We start from the raw sequence: 18,217 nt of genomic DNA, 5'->3' as shown, positions 1-18,217 counted from the left end.
CCGGCGGGCGTCGCCGCCCCGTGATGTCTTCGAACGTACGGACGTATGCCCGGTTAGTCCACGCGCGCCCGGTGTGCGCCGGGTCACAGTTCGGGTCGGATCGGGCGAACCGGAGATGAACGCGCAGGACGAACGGGCAGGTGGCCATGCGTGGCGGCGTCGGCCCAGGCCACCCGTGTGACGTCCACGGAGAGAGGTCCCATGTCTCAGGGCGCGAGACGCGGGACGTCGCTCCGGGCAACGGGTTTCACCTGCGGGGGACCCGGCCCACCCGATCGGGCTCGTCAGCCCAGGCGCGGCACCACCTCGCGCGCGACGAGGTCCAGGTGGTCGAGGTCCTGCAGGTCCAGGACCTGCAGGTACACCCGCGACACGCCCTGCTCGCGCAGCCGTCCCAGGCGGTCAACCACCTCGTCGACCGTGCCCGCGATCCCGTGCTCCCGCAGCTCGTCGACCTCGCGGCCGATCGCCTGCGCGCGGCGTGCGATCTGCGCCTCGTCCGACCCGACGCACAGCACGAGGGCCGCCGAGCGGACCAGGCTCTCCTTTGCGCGGCCCGCCTCCTCCAGCGCACGGTCCACGTTCGCGAGCTTCGCCTCGACCTCGTCGAACGCCGGGAACGCGAGGTTGAACTCCGCCGCGTACCGCGCCGCGAGCGCCGGCGTGCGACGCGGGCCGCTGCCGCCGACGATCACCGGCACACCGGCCTTCGACGGGTCGAGCGGCGACTGCTGGACGGGCTTCGGCAGCGCCGGGGAGTCCGTCAACGTGTAGTGGGCGCCCGCATGGTCGAACGTCTCCCCCACGGGCGTGCCCCACAGGCCGGTGACGACCGCGAGCTGCTCCTCGAGGATGCCGAACCGCTTCTCCGGGAACGGGATCCCGTACGCCGCGTGCTCCTGCGCGAACCACCCCGTGCCCAGCCCCAGCTCGACGCGGCCGCCCGACATCTGGTCCACCTGCGCGACCTGGATCGCGAGGATCCCCGGGTGGCGGAACGTCGCCGACGACACGAGCGTGCCCAGCCGGATGCGGCTCGTCTCGCGCGCCAGCCCCGCGAGCGTCGTCCACGCGTCCGTCGGTCCGGGCAGGCCGTCGCCGCCCATCGTCAGGTAGTGGTCGGACCGGAAGAAGGCGTCGAAGCCCAGGTCCTCGGTGGCCTTCGCCACCGCGAGCAGGTCGTCGTACGTGGCCCCCTGCTGGGGCTCGGTGAAGATGCGCAGATCCATGCCCCCACCCTCACACGCGCCGCGCCGCCCGCGCGCCGCGGCGCCCGCGCGCGGTGGGTGAGAGGGCCGGTCAGGGGCCGACTGCGCGGGCGGGGGGTCGGGGGCGCGTGCGAGGGTGGAGGGGTGCCCCACCGACCGCTGACCTCGTCCGCCCGGGCCGCCGACGCGCTCGCCGTCGCCGACTGGCGACGCCGCGTGGCCGAGACGTACGCCGCCGTGCGGCGGATCGCCGCCGACGACCCGCCCGCCGCGCACGCCGTGTGGGTGCAGCGGCGTGACGAGCTGTTCGCCGAGCACCCCGCGTCCCCGCTCGACGGCCCGACGCGCGCCTCGTTCGCCGGGCTCGAGGTCGCGCGCTACGACGCCGCGTACCGGTTCGAGGTCGAGGTCCGGCCGGCCGAGCCGCAGCGGCTCGACGTCACCACCGGCACCGACGGTGTCGTCCCGTTCGAGCGTGTCGGCGTCGTCGACCTGCCCGACGTCGGGTCCCTCGCCGTCTGGGCTCTGCGGTCCTACGGCGGCGGGCTGTTCGTGCCCGTCCGCGACGCGAGCGGCGGGAAGCCGGGCGGGACGTTCGGCGGCGGGCGGTACGTGCTCGACACCATCAAGGGCGCCGACCTCGGCACCTCGCACGGCCTGCTGGTCGTCGACCTGAACTTCGCCTACAACCCGTCGTGCGCGTACGACCCGTCGTGGGCGTGCCCGCTCGCGACGCGCGCGAACACCGTCCCCGTCGACCTGCCCGTCGGAGAGCGGACCTTCCCCCTCCCCGACCCGACGACGGACTGACGCCGGCTCCGTCCCGTCAGCGCTGGCAGACCGGGCAGAGGTAGAGCTTGCGGCCCGCCATCTCCTCGACGACGACCGGGGTGCCGCAGACCCGGCACGGCAGGCCCGCGCGGCCGTACACCCAGTGCCGCTCGGTCGGGTCGGCGATCGCCCGGGCCCGGCCGGCGTCGTCGAGGTCCTCGCGCGTCAGCATGACCCCGGTGCGGATCCCGTCGGGAAGCAGCACCGCCCAGTCGTCCCACAGCGCGCGGGCGACGTCCCGCGGGACGCGCCGGCCCGGGGTGTGCGGGTCGAGACGCGCGCGGAACAGCAGCTCGGCACGGTAGATGTTGCCGATCCCCGCGACGACGGACTGGTCCATGAGGAGCTGCCCGACCGCGACGCCGCGCGACGTGATCCGCTCGACGACGACGTCCCCCGCCGCGTCGAGGTCGTCGGTCGACGCCGGGTCGGGGCCGAGACGGTCGACGACGGCCTGCGCCTGCGACGGGTCGAGCACCTCGCACGCGGACGGCCCCCGGAGGTCGGCGACGGACCTCTCGGTCGCCAGCCGCACGCGCACCGCGCCGACCGGGTCGGGCGGGAACGTCGCGACGAGCCCACCCTCGGCGGCGGGCGACTCGCGCTCGTCCTCGCCCATCCGCACCGCCCGCCGCAGCCGGGGTGCGCCCATCGACCCGCGTGCGTCCTGGCCGTCGACGATCGGCGAGATGTCGCCGTAGAAGTCCCACGCGCCGTACAGCCCGAGGTGCACGCGCAGCACGTCGCCGCCCTCGAACGTCGCGAAGAGCTGCTTGCCGACCGCGGCCACCTCGGTCAGGACCCGCCCGTCGAGGCGTGCGGCACCGGCAGCGAAGCGGCCCTGCGGGGAGGACACCGCGAGCCGGTAACCGGCGAAGTCGGCGGCGAGCTGGCGGGCGATGCGGTGGACGGTATGACCCTCGGGCACGGTCACGCACGCTAACGCGATCGGCGGCCACCCGCCGCGCCGCACCACCGTCGACCGCGCGCGCCCTCCGCCTTCCGCTGACGGAGCCGACGGAACCGGGCCGCACGTCAGGCGGTCGGACCGCCCAGCGGCACGGCGGCGGGAGTCGGGCGGGAGGGCTCGTCGGCGAGCTGCGGGACCACCGCGTCGGCGCCGCGCGTCGCGGCCTCGTGCGCGGCGACCAGCACGTCCGTGATCTCCCGACCCAGCAGCTCGTGCCTCTCCAGCAGCGCGTCACGCAGCGCCTCGACCAGGTACCGGTGCCGGGAGAGCAGCCGCCGGACGGTCGCGCGCGCGTCCTCCAGCACCTGCTCGAGCTGCTCGCGGGCGCGCTCGTCGCTCACCACCGCGTCGACCAGCGGCTTCTCCGTCGCGAGGAACGACACGAGCGACCCCGTCATGCCCGCCGCCCCGACCATCTGCGCCGCGGTCCGCGTCGCCGCCGCCAGGTCGCTGGCCGGGCCGGTCGTCGTCTGGCCGAAGAACAGCTCCTCCGCGACCCAGCCGCCCATCGCGATCTGCACGAGCGCGCGCAGGTCGCCCTGCGACCGCGTCCAGACCTCCTCGCAGTCGCCGTGCGCGAGCAGCCCGAGCGCCTCGCCGCGACGGATGATCGTGAGGACCTCGAGCGACCGGTTCGGGGCGACCAGCCACGCCGTCACGGCGTGGCCCGCCTCGTGCGTCGCGATGAGCTCCTGCTCGGCGCGCGTGTAGCGGACGGGCTGGCCGATGCCGACCATCTCGGTGATGCGGGCCGTCTCGACGTCCTGGAACGACATCGTGAGCGAGCCGCGGCGCAGCGCGTTGACCAGCGCCTCGTCGAGCAGGTGCTCGATCATCACGGGTGTCCAGCCGTTCGTCGACGCCGCGACACGGTCCCGGGCGACGGGGTCGTCGAGCTCGGCGTCGTGCGCGCGGCGGGCCAGGAAGTGGTCGACGAGCGCGCGGCGGCCGTGCGCGTCCGGCGCGGAGAACGTGAGCCGGCGGTCGAACCGACCCGGGCGCAGCAGCGCGGGGTCGAGCGAGTCGGCGCGGTTCGTCGCCGCGATGAGCAGGATCGGGGCGCGTCCGGGACGACGCTGGCGGATCTGACGCGTCGCCGGCAGGAACAGGTTCACCGCGGCGACCAGCCGGTTGTAGACCTTGTCGCCGCCCGTCGGCTCGTCGAACGACTGCATCTGCACGAGCAGCTCGTTGACGACGCCACCCGTGCCCTCGCTGATCGCGGCGTTCGTGACGACTCCGGGCGTCCCCGCCGTCGCCGCCCCGACGACCGTGCGCGACGACGACGCGAGCAGGCCGCCGCGACGCATCGCGATCGCGTCGATCTCCTCGATGAACCCGATCGCGCCGCCCTCGGTGCGCGCCGCCCGCCGCAGCGCCCGGAAGTACGCGCGGATCTTGCGCGCGGTCGCGCCGTAGTACATCGACTGGAACGACGTCGCGGACACGAACAGGAACGGCACGCCGGCCTCGGCGGCCATCGCCTTCGCGGTCATCGTCTTGCCCGTGCCCGGCAGCCCCTCGAAGAGCAGGCCGCGGCGCGGCGTGCCGCCCATCTGGTCGGCGAACCGCCGGTGCGTCTGGAACAGGTCGATCGAGCGGCGCACGTCCTCCTTCACCGGGTCGATCCCGATGACGTCGTCCAGGCGCACGTCAACCTGCTCGGGGCGGTACGTGAGGTGCGGCGAGCGCGCCGAGCCGACCTGCGTGCCGACGAGCAGCACGAGCAGCGCGGCGAAGAACAGCACGGGGACGAGGATCAGCGGGTCGACCTCCGGCAGGGCCGGGAGCGGGCTCCGGCCGAGCAGCGCACTCACGATCACGTACGCCTCGGCCGCCAGCACGACGGCCGCGAGCCGGTACACGCGTCGACGCCGCATGCGCTCGCGGTCGAGCGCGATGTCGTGCGCACCCTTGCGGATGGGGGAGACCAGCTCGTCCTCGTGCATGCGTCCGCCTTCCGTCGGCCCGGGTCGGTCCATCGTCAGTGCACGTCGGGGGCCCGGCAACATCGGACATACCGGACCACTCGAACGGACCAACCGGACGAACCCCCGCGCGCGGCGGGTCTCAGGCGTCGGCGCGGAGCGTGCGGCGCAGGGCCTCGACCTCGACGGGCGTGAGACCGAGGCCGTCGGCGAGGTACCCGTCGAACGAGCCGAACCGGGCCTGCATCGTGTCGAGCGCGGCCCGCAGGTAGTCGGGCCGCACCTCGAGGAACGGCGTGACGAGCGTCGCGTCGCCGCCTGCCGCGTCGAGCTGTGCGAGCAGCGGTGCGAACGTGGCCCGGACCGCCGGGTTCACGGCGAGGAACTCGTCCATCGCGCCGTCCTCGTCGACGCCCGCCGCGAGGAGCAGCACCGTCGCGGCCCAGCCCGTGCGGTCCTTGCCGGCCGTGCAGTGGAACAGGACCGGCGTGCCTTGCGCGTCGAGGACGGTCCGCGCGAACGCCGCGTAGCCCGCGAGCGCCGCCGGTGCCGAGACGAGCCGCCGGTACGTGGCGCGCATCTGCTCGGCGACGTCCATGCCGTCGAGCGTCTCGAGCAGGGCCGCGGGGCGGGTGAGCAGCGTCGCCGCCTGGGCTGCGGCGGCGCCGGGGAGGTCGGCGAGCACGTCGAGCTCGACGAGCCGCGCACCCGCGGGCAGCCGTTCGGGGCGGGCCTCCCGCTCAGCGGCCGTGCGCAGGTCGACGACCGTCCGGAGGCCGAGCGCGGCGAGGGCGGGGTCGTCCGCGACACCGTCCGACGTGAGCTCGGCCGAGCGGAACGCGACACCGCGCGCGACGGTCCCGCCGTCCGCGGTCGCGCGGCCGCCGAGGTCGCGCAGGTTGGTCACGGCGGTCGCGGGGAGCACGTGCGCGTCGCCGACGTCCGTCATGCGGCGATCGTGGCACGGCGACGAGGCCGGCGCCCTCCCCGCACGGCGCCGCGAAATCCCGACCGTTCTTGTCCGTATATCGAGAAGACGTCCGCCGACCCCTTGCCGCCGCCACGACCGCTGGTAGAAACCGCGGCCAGGTCACGAGCACCAGCACGCAAGCCCCGGCTCGCTGGTCAGCAACCCCTCCACGACGGGGTGCTCCGGGAGATGACCAGGCCGCACCGCCCGGTGCGGCAAGCGTGAACGTGAAGGAGCCGCACCGTGAGCCACCTGACTGGTCCGAGCGTCGTCGCCCTCGTGGGCAACCCGCGCCCGGCCTCCCGCACCCGCAGCACGGCCGAGCACGTCGCCGGCCGCCTGCTGCCCCACCTCGGCGCCGACCCCGCCGGTCCCACGACCGACGGGGTCACGACGGTCGACCTCGCCGACGTCGCGGGCGAGCTGTTCGCCGCCGAGCGCCCGGCCGCCGACGCGGCGCTGCGGACCGTCGCCGCGGCGGGTGTCCTCGTCGTCGCGACGCCCGTCTACAAGGCGTCGTACACGGGCCTGCTCAAGGCGTTCCTCGACGGGTACGGGCCCGACGGGCTGGCCGGGGTCGTCGGGGTCCCGCTCGTCGTCACGGGCTCCCCCGCGCACGCGCTCGTCGGCGAGGTGCACCTGCGGCCCCTGCTCGTCGAGCTCGGCGCGACCGTCCCGACGCGGGCGCTCGTCGTCACCGAGACGGACCTGCGGGATCCGGCAGCCCTCGACGCCGTCGTCGACCGGTGGCTCGACCGGGCGGCCGAACCGCTGCGTCGCGCCGTCCGCGACGCCGCCGACCTCGCGGAGGCGCTGCGATGACCGCCGAGATCCTGCGCGCCCTCGACGCCGACCTCGCGCTGCACGACGAGGAGCAGCTCACGCCCGACGCGTACAAGGACGTGTTCCGCCGCCACCCCGCCGGAGTCGCGGTCGTCACGCTCCGCGACGGCGAGCGGCTCGTCGGCTTCACCGCGACGTCCGTCATCTCCGTGTCCGCCGCGCCGCCGCTGCTCGCGTTCTCGCTCGCGTCGACGTCGTCGTCGTGGCCCGCCGTCTCGCGCGCCCGGACGCTCGCGATCAGCTTCCTGTCCGGCGCGCAGGACGACGTGTCGGCCCGGTTCGCCACGAGCGGGATCGACCGGTTCGCCGCCGGCGGCTGGTCGGCGCTGCCGTCGGGCGAGCCCGTGATCGACGGTGCCGTCTCGTGGGTGCGCGGCCGCGTCGTGCAGCGCACGCCCGTCGGCGGCTCCTACCTCGTGTCCGTCCGGGCGCTCGCGCACGGCACGACCGACGAGGTCACGCCGCTCGTCTACCACGACCGCACCTACCACCGGATCGGGGACGCGACCGCGATCTGACGCACCCCTTTGCCGCGGGGGCCGCGTCTGGCGGACGATGGGATCTCCCCGTCCCGGAGGTCCCCGTGCGCACGCCCGTCGCCGACAGCCGCCGCGCGGCCGGTGCGGCCGCCGTGGTCGCGCTGGTCGTGGGCCTGACGGGGTGCGCCGACGCGGGCGCCGCCACCGCACCGCAGCCCGTCGTGCTCGCCGCACCGGTCGCCGTCGCCAAGGTCGCCGCGCCCCCACCCCCGGCACCCGTCGACCTCACGACGCTGCCCGTGGTCGACGTGCTGCACGTGGTGCCCGGCCTGCCCGGCAGCGAGGGGCTCACGCCGCTCGAGAACGACGACCCGTCACTGGGGCGTTGGCGCACGGTCGTCGTGTCGGAGCCCACGGCGGTCCACGCGAGCGTCGGCGGGCCGGCCGTCGGCGTGCTGCCGACCGACGTGCTCGGCGCCGCGAACGTCCTGCCCGTCGTCGACGAGTCCCCCGGCTGGGTCCGCGTGCTGCTCGCGACGAGGGGGGCGCTCCCGCGCGACGACCGCGCGCAGGTCAACGGGCGCACGGGGTGGGTCCGCGCGGACGACCTCATGCCCGCGGGCACCGACTGGTCGGTCGTCGTCGACGTCGCCGCCCAGACGCTCACCGTCGACGACGGCACGTCGGTGCGCACGTTCCCCGTCGTCGCCACGGGTGCACCCGCGACACCGACCCCGCACGGCCTGGCGTTCCTGCTCGGCCTGCGCTGGTCGGAGCCCGGCACGACGACCCCGCGCGTCCTGCCGCTCTCGACCCAGAGCGAGACGATCGACCACTACGACAAGCCCACGGGCACGGCGGTCACCGCGATCCACACGACGACCCTGCGCGGTCGCGGGGCCGTGTCGAACGGGTGCGTGCGGGTGACCGACGACGTGCTCGACGTGCTCTGGCAGGCGCCCGCGGGCACCGTCGTGACCACCGTCGGCTGACCCCCACCGTCTCGCCGGGCGCGCGCGCGTCCGCGCACCTACCCTCACCGCATGCGCGCCACCACCGTCCGCCGCCGCGCCCTCGTGCGCGCCGCGACGCTGGGTGCCGTCGTCGCGCTGCCCGTGGTCGTGCTCGCGTTCCTGGTGCGCGCCCAGGTGACCGCCGTCGTGCGGTTCGACGAGGCCGTGATCGCCGCCGCGACCGACGTCACGCGCGCCGACCCGACGCTGCGCACGGCACTCGTCGTGTGGCAGGAGGCGTTCCGCGCGGTGTTCGTCAACGCGGCCGGGGCGCTGGTGTGCCTGTGGGTGTGGCGGCGGCACCGGCTCGGCACGCGCGCGCTGTGGGCGGTCGGCACGCTGCTCGCCGGGTGGGTCCTCCAGCTCGCCGCGAAGGGACTCGTGCAGCGCGCCCGGCCCGTCGTCGAGGACGCCGTCGAGCACGCGCCCGGGTCCAGCTTCCCGTCCGGCCACGCGACCAACACCGCCGTCGTGGCCGTCACGCTCACCCTGCTCGTCTGGCCCCTGCTCGGCCGCGTCGGACGCGTCGTGGTGCCCGCGGTCGCGGGGCTCGCGGTCGTCGTCACCGCGGCCGACCGGGTGATGCTCGGTGTGCACTACCCGTCCGACGTCGTCGCCGGGATCCTCCTGGGCGTCGCCATCGCGGGTGCGTCCTACGTCGGCTACCGCGGCTGGGGCGCCGACACCCCGCCGCCCGCGGACGTCCCCGACGTGCCGCACGGCGGCGACGCCGTGCCCGAGCCGGCCCGACGCGACGACGACGTCACGCCGGCCACCCCGTCCCCCGCCGCCCGGCGCACCGCCGGGACGCCCGTCCCCCGTGAGGAGCCCTGAGTGCACGAGTTCCTGCACCGCTACGAGCTGGACACGTCGGCCCCGACGTCCCGCCAGTTCTGGCACGACCTGTCCCGCCGCGCGCTGCTGCCGGCCGTCGGGCTGTGGCTACTGATCGTCGGCGTCGGCCTGCTGATCGTCGGGCCGCTCGGCAACCTGCCGTCCGAGGCGGGCGTCAACGAGTGGTTCGTCAGCCGCCGCACCGACGCGCTGAACACGCTCACCACGGTGCTGTCCGGGATCGGCCAGACCGAGTTCATCATCGGCGCGTGCGCGCTCGCGATCGGGCTGATCTGGTGGCGCACCAAGCAGTGGTGGTTCGCGGTCGTGCCGGGCCTCGCGGTGTCGCTGCAGGCGATCGTCTTCCTCACGTCCGCGCTGGTCGTCGGCCGCACCCGGCCCGAGGTCGAGCAGCTCGACGTCTCCCCGCCGACGTCGTCGTACCCGAGCGGCCACACGGGTGCCGCGACCGCGTTCTACCTGACGCTCGCCGCGCTGTGCCAGCGGATCGGCAACCCCGTGCTGCGGTGGGTCGCGACGATCCTGTGCGTGCTCGTGCCGTTCGCCGTGGGGGTCGGTCGGATGTACCGGGGCATGCACTCGCTCACCGACGTGGCCATGGGGTTCGTCAACGGCGTCGCGTGCGCGGTCCTCGCGTGGGGCTACCTGCGGCGTGACGTGCGACCCGGGCGGTCAGCGGGCGACGCGGTCAGCGCGGGTCGCTCGCGGGCCTGACGGGCGCCTGCCGCGCCTCCCGGCCCGCGAGCGCGGCCAGCGTCAGGAGCTGCTTGCGCATCATCACGAGGTCGCCCCACGCGAGCAGCGCGCGACCGGCCCGGACCAGCCGACCCTGCCGTCGCGAGCCGATGCGCAGGACGGCGACGTAGCGCGACCGGCCCGGCCCGTCGTCGTGCACCGCGTACGTCACGGTCACCGGCCCGAACAGCGCGAGCGCGCGCCGGTCGACGATCCGCATCGTGAGGTGGGCCCCCGGCTCGACGGACGTGAGCGCGAAGATCCGCATCATCGCCGTGCCCGGGGTCAGCTCCGACGGGTCGACGGTGCGGGACCGCGGGCTGCGCCGGCCGCCGTTGTCGAGGAGGTCGTAGCTGTACGGCGCGAGCCGCAGCTGGCACAGCCACCCGAACGCGACGTCGCGCGGCGCGGGCACGGCGACCGCCCGCACGAGCCGCACCGGGTGGTCGGCGGCCTCGTCGTCGCACGCGTACCGGCGGGCCACCTCGTCGGGACGCGCGCCCCAGACCTCCGCCACGCTCATCGCCGCCCCCTGACCGGCCGGGCGTCGTGGCACCGCCTGCGCCACGTGTCCCCGCGACCTGCCGCCGACGCTAGGGCGGGTCGGGGTGCGGCCGCACCCGCGGCTCAGCGGGCTCTCAGCGCGGCGCGCCGTTGCGCCGGACGAGTGCCCTCGCGCCCCTCGCCCCCACGGGTGACGGCGCCCGCCGACGGGCCCTCACTACGATGGCTCGGTGCCTGCGCGCGGCCCGGCGCCCCACCCGACGGCCTCCCAGACGGACGTCGTCATCGAGGGCATCAAGCAGATGATCCTGTCCGGCGAGCTCGGACCGGGCTCCCGGCTGCCCGTCGAGAAGGTCCTCGCCGCGCGGCTCGGCGTCTCCCGCGGCCCGTTGCGCGAGGGGGTCCGCGCGCTCGTCCTGCTCGGCGTCCTCGGCACCCGGCGCGGCGACGGCACCTACGTCACGTCGCTCGACGCGGGCCGTCTGCTCGAACCCGTCGGCTTCCTCGCCGACCTGCCCGGACGCGACGACGCGGTGCACCTGGCCCGGGTCCGGCGCGTGCTGGAGGTCGAGGGCGTCGGGCGTGCGGCGGTCGAGATCGACGACGCGACGCTCGCCGAGCTGCGCGCGCTCCTCGACTCGGTCGACGCGCTGCTGGACGACCCCGACCACGACCTGACGACGATCATCGACGCCGACCTGCGGTTCCACGACGTCATCCACCGCGCGTCGGGCAACCCCGTCCTCGCCGGCCTGCTCGACTCGCTCGCGGGCAGCACCGCGCGCACCCGACTGTGGCGCGCGATCCGGGAGGACGGCGCGGTGCGGACCGCGCAGGCCGAGCACCGGGCGATCCTCGCGGCGCTCGAGGCGCGGGACGTCGACCGCGCGCGGATCCACATGGCCGCGCACCTGCTGAGCGCCGAGGAGTACGCGGCGTCGCTGCTGTGACGCGCCGGCGTCAGGCGTAGGTGCCGCGGTCCACGCCGGTCACCGTCGTCAGCAGGAAGACGCTGTCCTCCAGCGCGACGACCGCGTGCCGCTCGTGGGTCAGCACCCACAGCTCGCCGGCCGCGGGCTCCGCCTGCACGTCCGCCGACTCGACGCGCACGCGCCCGCGCAGGACCTGCAGCGTCGCCGCCGCCGGGGAGTTGTGCTCGCCCAGCCGCGAGCCCGCGGTGAGCGCGAGGACGGTCTGCCGCAGCTCGCCGTCGTGCGCGACGAGCTCCGCGCTGCGGCCGTGCGGGTCGGTACGGGCACTCTCGAGGTGCCGGTCCGCCAGGGCTGTCAGGTCGATCACGCCGGTCTCCTTCGCGAGCGGTCGGCTTGATCGTAGGAACCACGCCGCCCGCCCGCCCGCCGACGCACGGCGCGCCGCGTCAGCCGTTCATCGCCCCCGACGCCACGAACCAGATCATCGCCGCGGTGCCGAGGAGACCGCCGACGACGCCGAAGACCCCGCGACCGCTGCCGTGCCCGCCCGAGCGGGCCCGGACCAGTGCCCACCCGCCCACGCCGATCGCGAAGGGCCCGAGCACCCACATCCCGAGCGCGAGCAGCCCGAGGTAGCCCGCGAGGATCGACTGCCACGAGCGGCCGACGGGCACGAGCCAGTGCATCGCGTTCCGGGGACCGTGCTCGTCGGTGGTGACCGGCGCCGCGGCGTAGGCGTACGCGGCGCCCGCGGAGGTCGGTGCCCCGAAGCCGCCGCCGGAGTAGGTCGGCGCCCCGAAGCCGCCGCCGGCGTAGGCGGGCGCGCCGTAACCGGTCGCGGGCACCGCGGGTGCGGGCGGCGGCTGCGGGGTCGTGTGCTCGGTCCAGGCGGCGCCGTCGAACCAGCGCAGGACGCCGGGCGTCGCACCGTCGGCGTACCACCCGGGGGCGTGCTGGCTCATGCCCGGGTCGTCGGCGTCCGGACGGCCCGACTTGAGCGGTCAGTCCTGGCCCGCGCCCGGCACCTTGTCGACGACGTCCTCGTACCCGGCGGTGCCCGGCAGCTCGGCGGGCGCGTAGATCAGCCGCACGACACCCGTCGGCAGGGCCTCCGACGCGAGCAGCCGCAGCGGGTAGATCGGCTCGCCCTCGTCGAACAGCCGCTCCCCGCTGCGTGCGGCGACCGGGTGCACGAGCAGGCGGAGCTCGTCGAGGAGCCCGGCCGCGAGGAGCTGCCGGACCACCGACAGCGAGCCGGGGACGAGGATCTTGCCGACGGCCGGGTCCGCCTTGAGCGCGGTCACCGCCGCGACGAGGTCCCCGTCGACCTTCTCGACGTTGCGCCAGCCGAGGTCCTGGTCACCGCGCGTCGCGACGACCTTCCGGGTGTCCCCGAGCGTCGCCGCGAACGGCGCGTCGTCACCGCCCGCGGCCTCCCGGTCGGGCCACGCCCCCGCGAAGCTGTCGTACGTGACGCGTCCGAGCAGCAGCACGTCGACGTCCTCGTAGTCCTCGCCGACCGCCTGCCCCATCCGCTCGTCGAAGTACGGGAAGTGCCACGCGGGGTCGATCTCCGCGACACCGTCGAGCGAGATGAACAGGGTCGAGACGAGCGTCGCCATGGCGTCCTCCGGGGTCGGGGCCGCGCCCGGACGCGCGACCGCCCGGACGATCAGACCACGGACGGCGGGCCCGCGACGACCCCACGGCGCGTGCGACCAGGGCGAGGACCAGGCGGCGGAGGACCGGGCACGGCCGACGTCGGCATCGTGTGCTCGGTCCACTCCCGCCCGTCGAACCACCGGTGCTGCCCACGCCGACGCGTGTCGGGGTACCAGCCCGCGGGGATCTTCCTTCTGGCCACGTCTCCAGCATCGGCACGCACGGGCCCGACTTGAGCGGGCGCGGCCGCGTGCCGGGAGACCGCCGACGGCGGCGGGGCCTTGGTCCCTCGACGCGCGACCGTCCCGGGCGTCGACCGGAGGTCGGAGCTCTTCCCGAGGGCTGCCCGCGGGGCGCGCGTCGGGGAGGATGACGACGCGGCCCCGAGGAGGACGATGACGACCCGACCGACCCTCTACCTCACCGTCGGGCTGCCCGGCACGGGCAAGACGACCGAGGCGCGACGCATCGAGGTCGAGCGGCACGCGCTCCGCCTGACGAAGGACGAGTGGGTCAAGGCCCTCTACGGCCACGACAACCCCCGGGGCGCGACCGCCGTCATCGAAGGCCGGCTCGTCGAGATCGCGCTGCGCGCCCTCGAGCTCGGCACCGACGTCGTCCTCGACTTCGGCCTCTGGTCACGCGACGAGCGGTCCGCGCTGCGGCAGGCGGCCGCCGACCGGGGCGCCGTCGTCGAGCTGCGCTACCTCGCGCTGGCACCCGACGAGCAGCGTCGACGGCTCGACCGCCGCCACGCGGAGGAGCCGCACACGACGTGGCACATGTCCGACGACGAGCTCGCCGCGTGGGCCGCCGCGATCGACGTGCCGACGCCCGACGAGCTCGACGGCAGCGCACCCGTCGACGACCCGCCGCCCGGGTTCGCGACGTGGGACGCGTGGCGGCGGCACCGCTGGCCGCCGTCGGTGCACGGACCCCGCCGGTAGTCTCGCGAGAGGTCCGTCACCGGAGACGAGGTCGCGATGCGAGCCCACGACGTCCCGCAACCCGGCCCGTCGCGCATGGTGCCGCTCGCCGGCCACCCGCTCGTCGTGGGCGTCGTGCCCGACCAGCCCCCGCTCGTCGTGCTCACCGCGCTCGAGTGGGCGCGGTCGGCCCGCGCGTCGGCGCTCTACTCGCGTACGTCGACGGCTCCCGCTACCCGGGCGAGGAGCACCCCGACGGCACCGTCGAGCACGAGGCGATCGACCCCGACGGCGTCGACGACTCGTGGCGGGACCGGTCCCGTGCGATCGAGGCGGCCCTCGCCCGGACGCTCGCCGGCGCCGACGTCCCCTGGCACTTCCGCTACCTCGCGGGACGCGTCGACCGCTCCCTCACGCACCTGGCCCGCGCCGTCGACGCCGCCGGGTTCGTCGTCGGCACGCGCGCGCCCGGCCCCGGCGCCCGGGTGCGGGAGCTCGTCGAGGGCTCCGTCGCCGTGCACCTCTCGCACCACCAGCACCGCCCGGTGCTCGTGGTGCCCGTGCAGGTCGTCGACTGGAAGGCGGGCGCCGCGCGCGGCACCACCGGATGACGGCGGACCGGGACCGGCGCGGCCCCGCAGCGCGGCACCCCCGCACACCGGGTCGGCGTGCGGGGGTCCGTCGTGTCGGGCGCGGTGGTGTCAGGCCGTCGTGGTGAACGACGCCGTCAGCGGCACGGTGCTGTCGCCGCCGATGCCGACGTCGAACGTCGTGACGTCGACGACCCAGTCGCGCGCGGCGGCGCTCCAGTAGCGCAGCTCGTCGGGCCCGACCTCGAACGTCACCGTCTGCGACTCCCCCGCGGCGAGGTGCACGCGGCGGAAGCCCTTGAGCTCCCGGACGGGTCGCGCGGCGCGGCCGTGACGCTGGTGCAGGTAGAGCTGCACGACCTCGTCGCCGTCGTGCGCGCCGGTGTTGGTGACCGTCACGGAGGCGGTCAGACGCCCGTCGCGCGGCAGCGTCTCGGTGTCCAGGCGCAGGTCGTCGTAGGCGAACTCGCCGTAGCCGAGCCCGAAGCCGAACGGGAACAGCGGCGTGCTCTCCTCGTCCCAGTAGCGGCGACCCTGGTTCTGCGGCTCGAACGACGTCGTGTGCGAGTAGATCATCGGCACCTGGCCCACGGTCCGCGGCCACGAGAACGGCAGCTTGCCGCCGGGGGCGACGTCGCCGAGCAGCAGGTCCGCGACCGCCGTCCCGCCCTGCGTGCCGGGGTACCAGACGTCGAGGATCGCCGGCACGTTCTCGGCGGCCCAGCGCAGGTCGAGCGGGCGGCCGTTCATGACGAGCAGCACGACGGGCGTGCCGGTCGCGGCGACGGCCTGGAGCAGCTCGAGCTGGCGTCCCGGGAGCTCGAGCGACGACCGCGACGCGGCCTCGCCGATCATCCCCTGCCACTCGCCGACCACGACGACGGCGACGTCGCTGCTGCGCGCCACCTCGACGGCGCGCGCGAGCTCGGCCTCGTCGTCGAAGTTCTCCGGGTCGGGCGTCGCGTTGCCGGGGAACATCTCGAACATCGACGGGAAGGTGCGCTGCGCGGGGCGGACGCCCGGCGCGTACCGGACGTCGGCGGTGTCGCCGAGCCGCGCGCGCAGCCCGTCGAGGACCGTGACCGTCTCGTCGAGGTCGTAGTCGAAGACCCACGGGCCGAGCGTGTCGCGCTTCGAGTCGGCGAGCGGGCCGACGACGGCGACCGAGCTGAGCGCGTCCGCCTGGAGCGGCAGCAGGTGGCCCTCGTTGCGCAGCAGGACGGCCGAGCGCTGCGCGGCCTCGCGGGCGACCTGGCGGTGCGCAGGGTCGGCGAGCACCTCGCGCGCGCGGTCCTCGTCGACGAACGGGTCGTCGAACAGGCCGAGCCGCAGCTTGACCTCGAGGATGCGGCGCACGCACGCGTCGACGGCCTCGATGCTGACGCGACCGTCCGCGACGGCCTGCGGGAGGTGCGCGTACGCCGGGTCGGAGATGGCCATCTCCAGGTCGAGCCCGACCGACGCGGCGCGCGCGGCGGCGTCGGCGAGGTCGGCCGCGTAGCCGTGCGTCGTGAGGTTGCGCACCGCGTTCGCGTCGCTCACGAGGAAGCCGTCGAAGCCCCACTCGTCGCGCAGCACGTTCTTGAGCAGCCACTCGTTCGCCGTCGCGGGGACGCCGTTGAGCGGCATGTACGCGGTCATGATGTTGCCCGCGCCCGCGTCGACCGCGGCCTTGAACGGCGGCAGGTACACGTTGCGGAGCTGCTGGTCCGACAGGTCGACCTCGTCGTAGTCGCGCCCGCCGATCGCGGCGCCGTACCCGGCGAAGTGCTTCGGACCGGCGACGACGCGCTCGGGCGTGCCGAGGCACTCGCCCTGGAACCCGCGCACCTGCGCCGCCGCGACCGCCGATCCGAGGTACGGGTCCTCGCCCGCGCCCTCGACGATGCGGCCCCAGCGCGGGTCGCGCGCGATGTCGACCATCGGCGCGAACGTCCAGTGGATGCCGACCGCGCGGGCCTCGCGCGCCGCGACGGCCTGGCCGCGCTCGATCGTGTCCGGGTCCCACGACGCAGCGAGCGCGATCGGCACGGGCAGGATCGTGCGCAGCCCGTGGATCACGTCGTACCCGAACAACGCCGGGATCCCGTGGCGGGAGCCCTCGACGGCCTGCCGCTGGAGCCGGTTGGTGCGGGCGGCCTCGTTGACGAACAGCAGCGAGCCGGCGCCACCGCACGCGAGCGCGTCGTCGACCTCGCCGGGCTTCTGCGGCAGGTCGCTCACGGCCGCCTCGCCCTCGGGCAGGTCGAACGCGAAGTACTGGGTGAGCTGGCCGGCCTTCTCCTCGATCGTCATGTCGGCGAGGAGCTCGTCGACGCGGGCGCGGATCGCGCTCTCGTCGGTGGCGCGGGTGGTGTCGGTGACGGTCATGTCGGTCCTTCCTGGGGTGTTCGGGTTCCGGGCGTGGCGGGGGTGGCCGCGGCGCTCAGCGGACCTTCCTGATCGGGATGATGACGAGCGCGCCGATGACGCTCGCGATGCCGGCGACCCACAGCAGCAGGTCGTAGTTCTGGTTCACGGCGCTGTTGACCGCGAGCAGCACACCGCCGAGCGCGGGCGCGAGCGTCTGCGGGATCGCGTTGGCCATGTTGAAGACGCCGAGGTCCTTGCCGGAGTCGTCGGGGTTGGGCAGCACGTCGACGACCAGCGCGAGGTCGACGCCGACGTAGATCCCGTACGCCAGGCCGAGGATCGCCTCGACGGCGTAGAACTGCCCGACGGTGCCGGCCTGCGTGAGCATGAGCGTGCCGATCGCGAAGATGAGCGTGGACCCCGCGACGAACACCTTGCGGCGGCCAGTCCGGTCGGAGATCCAGCCCGCGACGGGCGAGACCGCGACGAGCACGAGCGTGTAGATGAGCACGCCCGTCGACACGGCCGCGACGGCGTCGCCCGCGTCGAGCCCGATCCGGTCCTGCATGTAGAACAGCCGGAACGTCGTGAACATGAACGTCGCGAGCACGATGAGGAACCGGGACCACCACGCGAGCGCGAAGTCGGGGTGCCGGCGCGGGTTCACCCAGAACGTCGTGACCCACTCGCGCAGCGACATGCGCTCGGGCGTGCCGGGCAGCACCTGGTCGGGCAGCACCCACGCGTAGACGCCCATCGCGACGATCGCGAGGACCGCGGGCCCGACGAACATGATGAGCAGGTCGTCCTGGAAGAACTGCGCGACGAGCGTGCCGCCGTAGATGCCGATGTTCTGCGCCATGCCGAGCGCCGCGGCGATCTTGCCGCGCTGCACCTTCGGCACCTGGTCGGCGAGCGTCGCGACGAACGGTGCGAGCGTCGCGTTGGCGCCGATCTGCGCGAGGAACCAGCCGAGGGTGACCGTCGCGACGTTCGTGCCGAGCGCCATGATCACGAAGGCCAGCGTCATGACGACGGTGCCGCCGACGATCCAGGGCCGGCGTCGACCCCAGCGGGACGTCGTCCGGTCGGACAGGCGGCCGAACAGCACGTTCGCGACGAACGCCGCCGCCGCGCCGAACCCGGCGACGAGCGCGACCGCGGAGGTCCGCTGGGCCTCGGGGACGATCGAGTCGACCTTGACCGCGATGCCGACGATGGCCGGGCCGAGGAGTGCGACGAAGAAGACGAGCTGCGCGACGAAGAGCGCGATCGTGAAGCGCGGGCCGACCTTGCGGGTCGGCTCGCTGAACCAGTGACGCTCGCGGGGCTCGAGCACGTCGTAGGCGACCGCGGCGGCCGTCGTGGTCGGCGTGGTGCCGTAGGGGTTCGTGGCCATGGGGGACTCCGGAGGAGGAG

At 75.0% G+C, this 18,217-nt stretch carries 20 protein-coding genes and 1 riboswitch; of the genes, 9 read left to right on the top strand and 11 right to left on the bottom strand.

The window, feature by feature from the left end; translation table 11 throughout:
* Nucleotides 1–284 precede the first annotated feature (284 nt).
* A complete protein-coding gene (locus OOT42_RS02130) occupies nt 285–1,229 on the bottom strand; it encodes an LLM class F420-dependent oxidoreductase (RefSeq protein WP_124343536.1) in 945 nt (314 codons plus the stop codon).
* Nucleotides 1,230–1,352: 123 nt separating this feature from the next.
* Between OOT42_RS02130 and OOT42_RS02125 the strand changes: the two genes are divergently transcribed.
* Nucleotides 1,353–2,018 (top strand): DUF1684 domain-containing protein, encoded by a 666-nt coding sequence (locus OOT42_RS02125; RefSeq protein WP_273653320.1) that lies wholly within the window; start codon nt 1,353–1,355, stop codon nt 2,016–2,018.
* 16 nt (nt 2,019–2,034) lie between these two features.
* Here the strand turns inward: OOT42_RS02125 and OOT42_RS02120 are convergent, their stop codons facing one another.
* The 3 genes from OOT42_RS02120 to OOT42_RS02110 form a co-directional block, all read right to left on the bottom strand.
* A complete protein-coding gene (locus OOT42_RS02120) occupies nt 2,035–2,967 on the bottom strand; it encodes an Fpg/Nei family DNA glycosylase (RefSeq protein ID WP_273653319.1) in 933 nt (310 codons plus the stop codon).
* Nucleotides 2,968–3,074: 107 nt separating this feature from the next.
* Nucleotides 3,075–4,958 carry an AAA family ATPase gene (locus OOT42_RS02115; RefSeq protein WP_273653318.1) on the bottom strand — a complete coding sequence of 628 codons (1,884 nt, stop codon included), beginning with the start codon at nt 4,956–4,958 and terminating at the stop codon, nt 3,075–3,077.
* 121 nt (nt 4,959–5,079) lie between these two features.
* A complete protein-coding gene (locus tag OOT42_RS02110) occupies nt 5,080–5,886 on the bottom strand; it encodes a tyrosine-protein phosphatase (RefSeq protein ID WP_273653317.1) in 807 nt (268 codons plus the stop codon).
* A gap of 139 nt (nt 5,887–6,025) precedes the next feature.
* Nucleotides 6,026–6,135: riboswitch (SAM riboswitch) on the top strand.
* Between the two features lie 15 nt (nt 6,136–6,150).
* On the opposite strand from OOT42_RS02110, the gene OOT42_RS02105 reads away from it, so the two are divergent.
* From OOT42_RS02105 to OOT42_RS02085, 5 genes are all read left to right on the top strand, one after another.
* Complete coding sequence (locus OOT42_RS02105; RefSeq protein WP_273653316.1) at nt 6,151–6,729, top strand: NADPH-dependent FMN reductase; 579 nt, start codon at nt 6,151–6,153, stop codon at nt 6,727–6,729.
* Complete coding sequence (locus OOT42_RS02100; RefSeq protein ID WP_273653315.1) at nt 6,726–7,268, top strand: flavin reductase family protein; 543 nt, start codon at nt 6,726–6,728, stop codon at nt 7,266–7,268. The genes OOT42_RS02105 and OOT42_RS02100 overlap by 4 nt, the downstream gene beginning before the upstream one ends.
* A 65-nt stretch (nt 7,269–7,333) precedes the next feature.
* On the top strand, nt 7,334–8,221 hold the full coding sequence (locus OOT42_RS02095; RefSeq protein ID WP_273653314.1) for a L,D-transpeptidase: 888 nt from the start codon (nt 7,334–7,336) through the stop codon (nt 8,219–8,221).
* Between the two features lie 51 nt (nt 8,222–8,272).
* Complete coding sequence (locus OOT42_RS02090; RefSeq protein ID WP_273653313.1) at nt 8,273–9,076, top strand: phosphatase PAP2 family protein; 804 nt, start codon at nt 8,273–8,275, stop codon at nt 9,074–9,076.
* The gene (locus OOT42_RS02085) at nt 9,077–9,811 is read left to right on the top strand and encodes a phosphatase PAP2 family protein (RefSeq protein ID WP_273653312.1); all 735 of its coding nucleotides are present in this window, start codon (nt 9,077–9,079) and stop codon (nt 9,809–9,811) included.
* Here the strand turns inward: OOT42_RS02085 and OOT42_RS02080 are convergent.
* Nucleotides 9,786–10,355: an SRPBCC family protein gene (locus tag OOT42_RS02080; protein WP_273653311.1), complete on the bottom strand. Its 570-nt coding sequence runs from the start codon at nt 10,353–10,355 to the stop codon at nt 9,786–9,788. The genes OOT42_RS02085 and OOT42_RS02080 overlap by 26 nt on opposite strands.
* Nucleotides 10,356–10,566: 211 nt before the next feature.
* On the opposite strand from OOT42_RS02080, the gene OOT42_RS02075 reads away from it, so the two are divergent.
* A complete protein-coding gene (locus OOT42_RS02075) occupies nt 10,567–11,286 on the top strand; it encodes a FadR/GntR family transcriptional regulator (protein ID WP_273653310.1) in 720 nt (239 codons plus the stop codon).
* Nucleotides 11,287–11,296: 10 nt separating this feature from the next.
* On the opposite strand, the gene OOT42_RS02070 is transcribed toward OOT42_RS02075, so the two are convergent.
* The 4 genes from OOT42_RS02070 to OOT42_RS20280 all read right to left on the bottom strand — a co-directional run bounded on the left by OOT42_RS02070 (nt 11,297) and on the right by OOT42_RS20280 (nt 13,132).
* Nucleotides 11,297–11,635: a cupin gene (locus OOT42_RS02070; RefSeq protein ID WP_273653309.1), complete on the bottom strand. Its 339-nt coding sequence runs from the start codon at nt 11,633–11,635 to the stop codon at nt 11,297–11,299.
* A 79-nt stretch (nt 11,636–11,714) separates the two neighbouring features.
* Nucleotides 11,715–12,230, bottom strand: a complete 516-nt coding sequence (locus OOT42_RS02065; protein WP_273653308.1) for a DUF2510 domain-containing protein — start codon at nt 12,228–12,230, stop codon at nt 11,715–11,717.
* Nucleotides 12,231–12,269: 39 nt separating this feature from the next.
* Entirely contained in the window at nt 12,270–12,890 is a 621-nt protein-coding gene (locus OOT42_RS02060; RefSeq protein WP_273653307.1) for a dihydrofolate reductase family protein, read from the bottom strand.
* Between the two features lie 50 nt (nt 12,891–12,940).
* Complete coding sequence (locus tag OOT42_RS20280; protein WP_423775952.1) at nt 12,941–13,132, bottom strand: DUF2510 domain-containing protein; 192 nt, start codon at nt 13,130–13,132, stop codon at nt 12,941–12,943.
* 193 nt (nt 13,133–13,325) lie between these two features.
* Between OOT42_RS20280 and OOT42_RS02055 the strand changes: the two genes are divergently transcribed.
* Complete coding sequence (locus OOT42_RS02055; protein WP_273653306.1) at nt 13,326–13,877, top strand: AAA family ATPase; 552 nt, start codon at nt 13,326–13,328, stop codon at nt 13,875–13,877.
* Between the two features lie 155 nt (nt 13,878–14,032).
* Entirely contained in the window at nt 14,033–14,467 is a 435-nt protein-coding gene (locus OOT42_RS02050; protein WP_273653305.1) for a universal stress protein, read from the top strand.
* A gap of 90 nt (nt 14,468–14,557) precedes the next feature.
* Here OOT42_RS02050 and bglX read toward each other — a convergent pair whose 3' ends face one another.
* Together bglX and OOT42_RS02040 are read right to left on the bottom strand one after the other, a co-directional pair.
* On the bottom strand, nt 14,558–16,816 hold the full coding sequence (gene bglX / locus OOT42_RS02045) for a beta-glucosidase BglX (RefSeq protein WP_273653304.1): 2,259 nt from the start codon (nt 16,814–16,816) through the stop codon (nt 14,558–14,560).
* Nucleotides 16,817–16,871: 55 nt separating this feature from the next.
* Nucleotides 16,872–18,197 (bottom strand): MFS transporter, encoded by a 1,326-nt coding sequence (locus OOT42_RS02040; RefSeq protein WP_273653303.1) that lies wholly within the window; start codon nt 18,195–18,197, stop codon nt 16,872–16,874.
* Nucleotides 18,198–18,217: the final 20 nt, after the last annotated feature.

The sequence above is a fragment of the Cellulomonas fimi genome (assembly GCF_028583725.1).
GTDB classification, from domain to species: Bacteria; Actinomycetota; Actinomycetes; order Actinomycetales; family Cellulomonadaceae; genus Cellulomonas; species Cellulomonas fimi_B.
The sequence above is the reverse complement of the archived record's forward strand: the minus strand, read 5'-3'. Positions and strand labels throughout refer to the sequence as shown.